This is a genomic window from Ferrovibrio sp., from assembly GCF_029255545.1.
GTDB lineage: Bacteria > Pseudomonadota > Alphaproteobacteria > Ferrovibrionales > Ferrovibrionaceae > Ferrovibrio.
In genome coordinates this window covers 49,990-59,136 of sequence record NZ_JANLJJ010000040.1, presented here as the reverse complement: position 1 = coordinate 59,136, position 9,147 = coordinate 49,990, and the positions used below count along the sequence as shown (strand labels likewise).

Annotated in this window: 11 protein-coding genes; 1 reads left to right on the top strand and 10 read right to left on the bottom strand. The window is 61.3% G+C overall.

The features are described from left to right. The 4 genes from Q1J79_RS08200 to Q1J79_RS08185 form a co-directional block, all read right to left on the bottom strand. A partial coding sequence (locus Q1J79_RS08200; RefSeq protein ID WP_300299073.1) for a GTP-binding protein occupies positions 1–742 on the bottom strand: 742 nt, incomplete at its 3' end. Between the two features lie 30 nt (positions 743–772). Further along, on the bottom strand, positions 773–1,243 hold the full coding sequence (rpsG, locus tag Q1J79_RS08195; RefSeq protein WP_300299071.1) for a 30S ribosomal protein S7: 471 nt from the start codon (positions 1,241–1,243) through the stop codon (positions 773–775). A 15-nt stretch (positions 1,244–1,258) separates the two neighbouring features. Continuing rightward, positions 1,259–1,630 (bottom strand): 30S ribosomal protein S12, encoded by a 372-nt coding sequence (rpsL, locus tag Q1J79_RS08190; RefSeq protein ID WP_300299069.1) that lies wholly within the window; start codon positions 1,628–1,630, stop codon positions 1,259–1,261. Positions 1,631–2,034: 404 nt separating this feature from the next. Further along, positions 2,035–2,619, bottom strand: coding sequence for a malonic semialdehyde reductase (locus Q1J79_RS08185; RefSeq protein ID WP_300299067.1), 585 nt, complete (start codon positions 2,617–2,619; stop codon positions 2,035–2,037). A 228-nt stretch (positions 2,620–2,847) separates the two neighbouring features. On the opposite strand from Q1J79_RS08185, the gene gltA reads away from it, so the two are divergent. After that, entirely contained in the window at positions 2,848–4,152 is a 1,305-nt protein-coding gene (gene gltA, locus Q1J79_RS08180) for a citrate synthase (protein WP_300299065.1), read from the top strand. 383 nt (positions 4,153–4,535) lie between these two features. Here gltA and Q1J79_RS08175 read toward each other — a convergent pair whose 3' ends face one another. From Q1J79_RS08175 to lpxI, 6 genes are all read right to left on the bottom strand, one after another. Beyond that, entirely contained in the window at positions 4,536–6,146 is a 1,611-nt protein-coding gene (locus Q1J79_RS08175; protein ID WP_300299063.1) for a recombinase family protein, read from the bottom strand. A 124-nt stretch (positions 6,147–6,270) separates the two neighbouring features. Continuing rightward, the gene (gene gloA, locus Q1J79_RS08170; RefSeq protein WP_300299061.1) at positions 6,271–6,714 is read right to left on the bottom strand and encodes a lactoylglutathione lyase; all 444 of its coding nucleotides are present in this window, start codon (positions 6,712–6,714) and stop codon (positions 6,271–6,273) included. Between the two features lie 3 nt (positions 6,715–6,717). Next, positions 6,718–7,227: a helix-turn-helix transcriptional regulator gene (locus Q1J79_RS21100; protein WP_367182971.1), complete on the bottom strand. Its 510-nt coding sequence runs from the start codon at positions 7,225–7,227 to the stop codon at positions 6,718–6,720. Next, the gene (gene gloA / locus Q1J79_RS08165) at positions 7,172–7,609 is read right to left on the bottom strand and encodes a lactoylglutathione lyase (protein WP_300299059.1); all 438 of its coding nucleotides are present in this window, start codon (positions 7,607–7,609) and stop codon (positions 7,172–7,174) included. Before gloA (Q1J79_RS08165) ends, Q1J79_RS21100 begins: the two co-directional genes overlap by 56 nt. Positions 7,610–7,682: 73 nt before the next feature. Further along, positions 7,683–8,891, bottom strand: a complete 1,209-nt coding sequence (lpxB, locus tag Q1J79_RS08160) for a lipid-A-disaccharide synthase (protein WP_300299057.1) — start codon at positions 8,889–8,891, stop codon at positions 7,683–7,685. Then, on the bottom strand, positions 8,881–9,147 hold a 267-nt coding region (lpxI, locus tag Q1J79_RS08155), incomplete at its 5' end, for a UDP-2,3-diacylglucosamine diphosphatase LpxI (protein WP_300299055.1). The genes lpxB and lpxI, both read right to left, overlap by 11 nt.

The following is a 9,147-nucleotide window of genomic DNA, read 5'->3' as shown; positions in this document are numbered from 1 at the left end:
CCTTGCGGATGCAGGCCGTCAGCGTCTTCTCGTCCGGCTCCTTGCCTTCGAGATAGGCTTCCAGCGCGGCGTCATCCATCTCGAGGGCGGCTTCGATCATCTTCTGGCGCCATTCGGCGGCCTGTTCCTTCAGATCGGCCGGAATCTCATCGTAGAAGAACTCGGCGCCCAGGCTCTCATCCTTCCAGATGATGGCACGGTTGCGCACCAGGTCGACGACGCCCTTGAAGTCGGCTTCCGCGCCGATCGGCAGCGTCAACACCAGCGGGGTGGCGCCCAGGCGATCGACGATCATGTCGACGCAGCGGAAGAAATTCGCTCCCATGCGGTCAAGCTTGTTGACGAAGCACATGCGCGGCACGCCGTACTTGTCGGCCTGGCGCCACACCGTCTCCGACTGCGGCTCGACGCCGGCAACGCCATCGAACAGGCAGACCGCACCGTCGAGCACGCGCAGCGAACGCTCAACTTCAATGGTGAAGTCGACGTGGCCGGGGGTGTCGATGATGTTGATGCGATGGTCGTTCCAGAAGCACGTCGTGGCAGCCGAGGTGATCGTGATGCCGCGTTCCTGCTCCTGCTCCATCCAATCCATGGTGGCGGCGCCATCATGCACTTCGCCGATCTTGTGCGAACGGCCGGTGTAATAAAGCACGCGCTCCGTGGTCGTGGTCTTGCCGGCATCAATGTGGGCCATGATGCCGATATTGCGGTAGCGCTCGTAAGGGGTCGTGCGAGGCATGACGATCTCCGGGTACTCTCTAAGCCGCTCTTACCAGCGGTAATGCGAGAAGGCCTTGTTGGCCTCCGCCATACGATGGGTGTCTTCGCGCTTCTTCACCGAGCCGCCGCGGCCATTGGCGGCATCCAGCAGTTCGCCCGACAGGCGGTCGATCATGGTGTTTTCGCCGCGGCCGCGGGCCGCCGAGATCAGCCAACGGATCGCCAGGGCCTGGCCGCGATCGTGACGAACCTCGACCGGAACCTGATAGGTCGCGCCGCCGACGCGACGCGAACGCACTTCGATCTGCGGACGCACGTTATTCAGCGCATCATGGAACATCTTGACCGGGTCGTTGCCGGTCTTGGCCTTGATGCGGTCAAGGGCGCCATAGATGATGGCTTCGGCGGCCGACTTCTTGCCGTCGTACATCAGCATGTTCATGAACTTGGTGAGCACGAGATCGCCGAACTTCGGGTCCGGCAGGATTTCGCGCTTTTCAGCAGCGTGGCGACGCGACATCGGGTCTCTCCTGGATTACTTCGGACGCTTCGCGCCGTACTTCGAACGGCGCTGCTTGCGGTCCTTGACGCCCTGCGTGTCGAGCACGCCACGGACGATGTGATAGCGCACACCGGGCAGATCCTTAACGCGGCCGCCGCGGATCATCACCACCGAGTGTTCCTGCAGGTTGTGACCTTCGCCAGGAATGTAGCTGGTGACTTCGAAGCCATTGGTCAGGCGCACACGGGCGACCTTGCGAAGCGCCGAGTTCGGCTTCTTCGGCGTCGTCGTGTAGACGCGGGTGCAGACGCCGCGGCGCTGCGGGCATTCCTGCAGCGCAGGAACCTTGTCACGGACCGGCTTCGGCGAGCGCGGCTTGCGGATCAGCTGGTTGATCGTCGGCATACGAGTGGAAACTCCGCCAAGTTTGGTTCAACACATAAAAAACAACCCAAGGCGAACCACCGACGGCCATTATGGCCCGGCAATCCGCCTTGAAACTTCGCTCCAGACCCATCCTTGCGATCCATCGATCGCGGAGAGGGGTCATTATGTCCCTTGCGTAAGCCTAGCCTCGACGTGAGCGCTACGGAGACCCTGGCCGTTCATCGATCTGTGTTTAGGCTAAACACCTACCACCAGGTCGAATCGCGGGGCGGACATTACTCACCGGCCCCTGCCCGGTCAAGCGCGATTTGAGCAATTGCAGCGAAGTTTTTCAGGCCGACCGCGATGCCACGAAAAGTGCAGGATTCGTGGCCAATCCAGCCCTCGGCGATAGCATCGCCGGGCTGGCAGAGTTAGAACATTTAGAGAATATTGCAGGCCTCGGCAAAGTCGAGCCGGGGGCTGCGGGCAAAAAGCCGGCTCGAATCGCCATGGCCGAGGTTACACAGAAAATTTGATTTCACAGCGCTATCCTGGAAAAACTCGGCGTCCACCCTGGCATTGTCGAACCCGGACATCGGCCCGCAATCCAGCCCGACCGCCCGGGCGGCCAGGATGAAGTAGGCCCCCTGCAGGGTTCCGTTACGGAAGGCGGCAACCTCCGCCCCCTTCAGGTCATTGGCAAACCAGCCGCGGGCCTCCGGGTTGTGGGGAAACAACTGCGGCAGCCGATCATAAAATTTCAGGTCATACCCAATGATCGCCGTGACCGGCGCCGCCATGGTCTTTTCCAGGTTGCCGGCCGAGAGCGCCGGGCGCAGCCGCTCCTTGGCCTGTTTCGATCGCACGAAGACAACCCGGGCTGGCGAACAGTTGGCGCTGGTCGGGCCCATCTTCAGCAGATCGTATATCTGATGGAGTTGCTCATCGCTGACTGGCTGGTCAAGCCAGCCATTATGGGTTCGCGCAGTACGAAACAAGGTATCGAGAGCGACAGCATCCAGCATGGCGAAACCTCCGGGCTGCAGGGGAAGCGGGTTGCACCACCGCTAGCATGGTTGGCGGCAGGCCGAAACCGGCGTTACGGAGATGTAATGCCGCCCTGGCTGGAAATTTATTCATCCAAGGTCTGATATTTTGCGACAGACGGAACTCTTTCCTCCGGCGCGCCGGCCACCCTATAATCATTTGCACAACAACCAGATACGCAGTCACCCAACCTTGGGGGTAAACGAATGTCCGCCGGCAGCAAGCCCGTTACGCTCAACGATCCCAATTCCGGAAAGACCATCACTCTGCCCATGATGGACGGTTCGGTCGGTCCGTCGGTGATCGACATCCGCAAGCTCTATGCCGAGTCCGGCCATTTCACCTATGACCCGGGCTTTACCTCGACCGCCAGCACGGAAAGCAAGATCACTTATATTGACGGCGACGAGGGCGTGCTGCTGTATCGCGGCTACGACATCGCCGACCTGGCCGAGAAATCGACCTTTCTGGAAACCTGCTATCTGCTGCTGAACGGTGAGTTGCCGAATGCCACGCAGCGCACGGATTTCGAGAAGTCGATCACCATGCACACCATGCTGCATGAGCAGATACACTTCCTGTTCCGCGGTTTCCGTCGCGATGCGCATCCTATGGCGGTGATGTGCGGCGTGGTTGGCGCGCTGTCGGCCTTCTATCACGACCAGACCGATTATGACGATCCGAAGCAGCGCATGATCGCTCAGCATCGTCTGATCGCGAAGATGCCGACGATTGCCGCGATGGCCTACAAATACTCTGTCGGCCAGCCTTTCATGTATCCGCGCAACGACCTCGGTTATGCAGAGAATTTCCTGCAGATGACCTTTGGTGTGCCAGCCGAACCATACAAGATGAGCCCGGTTCTGGCCCGTGCGATGGACCGCATCTTCATCCTGCATGCCGATCACGAGCAGAACGCGTCGACCTCGACCGTGCGTCTGGCCGGTTCGTCGGGCGCCAATCCGTTCGCCTGCATTGCCGCTGGCATCGCCTGCCTGTGGGGCCCCGCCCATGGCGGCGCCAACGAAGCCGTTCTGAAAATGCTAGAAGAGATCGGCTCGATCGACAAGGTTGGCGAGGCGGTCAAGAAGGCGAAGGACAAGAATTCCGGCTTCCGCCTGATGGGCTTCGGCCACCGCGTCTACAAGAACTACGATCCGCGCGCCAAGGTCATGCGCCAAACCTGCTACGAGGTACTGGACGAACTGGGCGTCAAGGACGAGCCGCTGCTGAAGATGGCCATGGAGTTGGAGCGCATCGCCCTGGAAGACGATTACTTCGTCTCCAAGAAGCTCTATCCGAACGTCGACTTCTATTCGGGCATCATCCTGCGGGCGATGGGCTTCCCCACCGCCATGTTCACCGCCCTGTTCGCCTTGGCGCGCACGGTGGGCTGGATCGCCCAGTGGAACGAGATGATCGAGGACCCGGCCCAGAAGATCGGCCGGCCCCGTCAGCTCTACACCGGCTCCCCCAAGCGCGCGTTTATTCCACTCGACAAGCGTAAATAATCCGCGTTTTATAAAGGCTGTTGGCGGCACCGATGGGAGGCGGGCCGATGGGCAAGCGAGCGGAACAGCATGGCGGTGAGCCGCCGACAGGCAACCGGACGACCGGCTATGGCTGGTTGCGACCGGGCTACCTGACAATGCCGGCGCCATCCAACGATAACCGGATGGCGCCCAGTTCTCTGCTGCGCAAGCCCCAGATCTGGGTCTGGCTGGCCCTCGCGGCGCTGGGTATCACCTGGATCGCCAGCCGCTTCTGAAACGCTGCACATTGCTTGCAAACGCAAAAAAGGCCCGGCTTTGCCGGGCCTTTCGCTTTTGGGTCGGAACCTATTTGCGCTCGATCAGCTCGACCTTGTAGCCATCCGGATCCTCCACGAAGGCGATCACACTGCCGCCGTGCTCCGTTGCCCAATCGCCGCCATTTCCGGAGGGAAGATATGGGAAAGATTGACTTCGATCTCATCGGTGCCGACCACGATCTTGTCGGTAACGGCTTCTACAATGGTTCGCTTTTCCTCATGGGATAGGACGGACCAGCGGGCATAGAGATCGCTGGCCTCAGCAAAGACCTCCTCCCGTGAGATGTGGTGAATTTTGAGAATATCGAGTTCGGCGTGAAGGCGCGGCAGCTCCCGGTCTATCTGTTTGACCTGCTCTTCGAGCGGTCCGTATCGGCGGCGGAATTCATCGATGGACAGCCCCTCGTCCATGTAGAGGCGATAGAGCCGATCCATTTCGGCCGAAACAGTGTGCCGCTCACGCTCTTTGGCCGCGAGCAGTTCCCGGCGCTCCTTGAGGGCCTGGTCCGTTAGGGCGACATACGATGTTAGGTTCTCCGGGGATGTTACGAAGCCCTGGAGCTGCTCACGAAACACGCCTTCAAGGTCTGCCATCGGGATTTTGGTGTGGCAGGCCGGGCAGTCATATTTCCCCTTGTCGCCCTTGGCATGCATTTTCTCGCCGCAGCGGCAGTAGGTGATACCCCCGAAGAGGTGGACCGGGCGGCGGGTTCGTGGGCGCTTTGCCACGGACTGGTCGGTCAGGAGGGCATTGCAGGAGTTCCAAAGCTCTTCCGAGACGATGGGCTCAACCGGGAGGATGACCCACTCATTCTCAGGCTTCAGGTGCCAGTGCTTCCGGTCTCCCCGCTGCTTGGTGTAATTGGCCCGCCGGAGGCCTTTTGCCGTGGGGTCTTGGATCAGGCGCTTTACGGTGGTGTCCGTGAACTTGAAGCCCTCTCGGGTCCGGTAGCCGCGATCCACAGATGTTGCCTCTTGGATCATGATGTACTGAACCCGCACTAGCTTTAGGCTGCTTTCGACGAACTCTTTCTTGAATACAATGTTATCCCCAGCGCCGTAGTTGCGGATGGTTGGGTAAACCGTTCCGGCTATCCGGCGAATTCTAGGTACGCCATCATCAGTCTGGAAGGGAAATGGAATGGAGGCCAGCAGCTCATTGATGGCAATGGTCTGCTTGTAGCGATGCTCGCTGCCGCGCTGGACGTCGTCCACGAAATTGAGCGCGATGCGTCGGCGTAGAATTTCGTTGGGTGAGTTTTCGTTCTCGACGGCCGGATTGACAAACCGGCGGGAGGGATTCACAACGCCTCCTAACTGGTGTAGCGCATCCCTGTGGTACCCTAAGTTCAGCATCCACAACGGCTCAGTCAGCACCCATTCCGAAACTGCGTATGTCTGCCCAGCCTCGGCATGCAGCTCGTAGAGCGGCGGCTCGATACCACGGGAACAGTACAAGACTTGTTCGCCATCTCGATTCAGACGCCCCATTTTTGCAAGTTTGAGCGGCGGGCATGACACTTCATCAACGATTGTCGGCAGTCTGTCCCATTTGATGGCACGGAACAGCCTGGTTTGGGCGGGATCGATAAAGGCGACGGACATGCCGTAGCCACCGAATATGGGATGCAAGCGCTCCTTCAGAGTGTCGATATCCTCTGATCGAAGCTGCTCGTCGGTGAAGAATTCGTCCATAGAATTATACCCGTCGGCGGTCAGGTGGCCGGACCCGGTCGTCGGACTTGTCGTCTAATTTGCTGTCGTCAGGGAAGGCAGATTGAAAACTGTCTTGACCGCTATCGTAAAATGAAGAGTTACACTATGCGCGCTGGATAAGCTCCACGCGATATCCATCGGGGTCTTCAACAAACGCAATTGGCGTCGAGCCGTGTTTCATGGGGCCAGGCGGACGCGGAATCTTGGCGCCGGCCTTTTCGAGCCGCGCACAGGCCGCATAGATATCCGGAACCGCGAGAGCAACATGCCCGTAGCCGGAGCCGATAGTGTACGGCTCCTTCTGCCCCCAGTTATGGGTAAGCTCAAGTACGGTGTGGCTGCTCTCCTCTCCGTACCCAACGAAGGCCAGGGTAAACTCGCCGCTCGGGAAATCGGTACGGCGCAGAAGCTTCATGCCAAGGAGCCGGGTGTAGAAGTCGATGGACTTCTCCAGGTCGAAGACCCGGAGCATGGTGTGCAGCATCCGGTAGCGGCTGGTGTCGTCTGCAGCCGGCGTAGCCAAGGCCTCGGTTGCGGTGTCGGTCATTCGTCAATCCTCCGTGGTCGAACAAATATATTGCGCTTGGGCGATTTCGCCAGATGTCCCGGACCCGGCAGCTCCAGCAGACAGCCCGTGCCGCTCAAGCAGCTCTAGCACCCGCCCCCGGTGTCGCCCGGTTGGCTCCCCGGCACCCCGCTCCCACTCGGCCAATCGCTCGGCCTTAACCCGGATAACCCGCCCCATCTGGATCAGGGTAAGGCCGAGCCTTCGGCGTAGCGCCAGCAGTTGCTCCGGTAGCCCCGCCGGGGCTGGGTATGGATCGTAGCCAAGGAACTCGATGAGCTTCGGGACGTGCCGGATAGCCGGCGTGTTCTCGCTACCCTCCCACGCCCGTAGGGTGGCTTCGTGGATGCCGAGCGTTAGGGCAACGTCCGCCTGGAGCAGGCCAAGTGCGAGGCGCCTCCGCTTCAGGTGGCTGCCAAGGGTGTCCGCTGTATGCGGATCAAGCGGCCAAATGCAGGGCCGAGCGGCTCGAATCCTGATTCGCAGGCTGGGCAACGCGGCTTCCGTGCTTCATCGGTCCGGGCGGCCGCGGTACCTTGACGCCGGCCGCCTGCAGCTTCTCGCACAGGCCGTAGATATCGGGTACGCCGATGGCGATATGGCCGTAACCGCTGCCAATGGTATACGGCTCCTTCTGACCCCAGTTGTGGGTCAGCTCGATCACCGCATGGTCCTTTTCCTCGCCATAGCCAACAAAAGCCAGGGTGAACTCGCCGCCCGGATAATCCTGTCGGCGCAGCAGCTTCATGCCCATCTGGTTGACATAGAAGTCCAGCGACTTCTCCAGGTCGAACACGCGCAGCATGGTGTGCAACATGCGGAACGGCGCAGTCCGGGGCGCGGGAGCGGGTTTATCGGCAGCAGCGGTTTGGCTCATGAAAGTCTCCGGGGCAAAACGAACAGCAATATGGTGATCGGGCAGCGAAAGTCGAGATCAGAAGGAGCCGAGGTCAGCCAGGTGGCGGCAGGCGCCTGGCGGCTGCCGCCAGTACGGCTCGCGCCGCACGATGGCTGGGTGACAGGGCCTCGTCGGCGCCAAGCTGGCCGGCCACTGCAGCGCAAGCCTCGATCTGTCGCTGCCGTTCTGCCGGATCCGTCAGCAGCGCCTTCAGGGCCGGCGCAATCAGGTCAGCGCGACAATCCTGCTGCAGGAATTCCGGCATCACCAGCCGCTTTTGCAGGATGTTGACCAGGCCCGCGTAAGGAATGCGGATCAGGCGGCGCACGATCGCAGCGGTCAGGGGATTGACCTTGTAGGCGAGCACTGTCGGTGTCCCGGCAAGGCCGAGTTCCAGCGTGGCAGTGCCAGACGCAGCAAGGGCTGCTTCGGCTGCCAGCATGGCGGCATAGCGCTCATCAGCGCGCTCCAGCACCGTGACGGGATACGGGAGCGCCGCCGCCGCCGCTTTCACGGTCTCGGCAACGGTCCCTACCGTTGGCAAAAGCAGATGCAGGTTCAGCCCATCATTTTTCAGCCGCGCCAGCACCTCGCTGAAGACCGGCAACAGCCTCGTCACCTCACCCCGTCTGCTGCCCGGCATCACGGCCAGCAGACGGACATCGGCGGCCAGGCCATGGCGCTGGCGAAAACCCCGTCCCTTTGCCGCAGCCGCGGCCTCGCGTTCCCGGGCGGCCCGCAGGATCTCTACCGCCGGATGGCCAACAAAGGTGGTCGGCAGACCGACAACTTCGAAATACGGCGGCTCGAATGGCAGCACAGCCAGCAGATGGTCATACAACCGGGCCAGTCGGAGGGCCCGCCCCGGTCGCCAGGCCCAGACGGTGGGCGCGACGTAATGCACCAGCGGAAAACTGCGTACGGCAAGCTTCTGTGCAACCCGGCGCGTGAAACCGGGGCTATCGATGGTGACGACAATATCGGGCGGGTCGTTCAGCAGGAATAGTGCGGCCTGCTCAATGCGGCGCAGCAACGCCCTGGCTCGCGGCAACACCTCCACAAGCCCCATCACGGCCAGATCAGTGATCGGAAACAGGCTGTGCAGTCCTTCTTCAGCCATCTGTTCGCCGCCGATCCCGCTGAAGCGCACGGCCCCGTCGGTTTCCTCGCGCAACGCTCGCATCAGTCCGGCCCCCAGCACATCGCCGGATGGTTCGCCGGCCAACAAAGCAACGCGCAGCGGCCTGGTCTCACCCGCCATGACGCAGCCCAACCAGAAACAGGCCCAGACGATCAGCCGCCGCCGCGGTTGCGACCGCATCCACCATCAGGGCTGCGCCCGCCTCGACCGCGATGCCGGACAATCCGGCAGCCGCGGCATTTTCGATGGTCGTCACCCCAATGGTCGGCAGATCGACGCGGCGATCCTGCTGCGGCTTGACGCATTTGGCCAGCACGCCACCTCGCGCCGCCGGCACAGCCGCCATACGATGCAACAAAACGTCGGTACCGTCGTC

Coding starts and splice junctions, on each gene's coding strand:
- gloA (WP_300299059.1), bottom strand. CDS start 7,609: ATGAGCCAAACCGCTGCTGCCGATAAACCCGCTCCCGCGCCCCGGACT.
- gltA (WP_300299065.1), top strand. CDS start 2,848: ATGTCCGCCGGCAGCAAGCCCGTTACGCTCAACGATCCCAATTCCGGA.
- lpxB (WP_300299057.1), bottom strand. CDS start 8,891: ATGGCGGGTGAGACCAGGCCGCTGCGCGTTGCTTTGTTGGCCGGCGAA.
- Q1J79_RS08175 (WP_300299063.1), bottom strand. CDS start 6,146: ATGGACGAATTCTTCACCGACGAGCAGCTTCGATCAGAGGATATCGAC.
- Q1J79_RS08185 (WP_300299067.1), bottom strand. CDS start 2,619: ATGCTGGATGCTGTCGCTCTCGATACCTTGTTTCGTACTGCGCGAACC.
- gloA (WP_300299061.1), bottom strand. CDS start 6,714: ATGACCGACACCGCAACCGAGGCCTTGGCTACGCCGGCTGCAGACGAC.
- rpsG (WP_300299071.1), bottom strand. CDS start 1,243: ATGTCGCGTCGCCACGCTGCTGAAAAGCGCGAAATCCTGCCGGACCCG.
- rpsL (WP_300299069.1), bottom strand. CDS start 1,630: ATGCCGACGATCAACCAGCTGATCCGCAAGCCGCGCTCGCCGAAGCCG.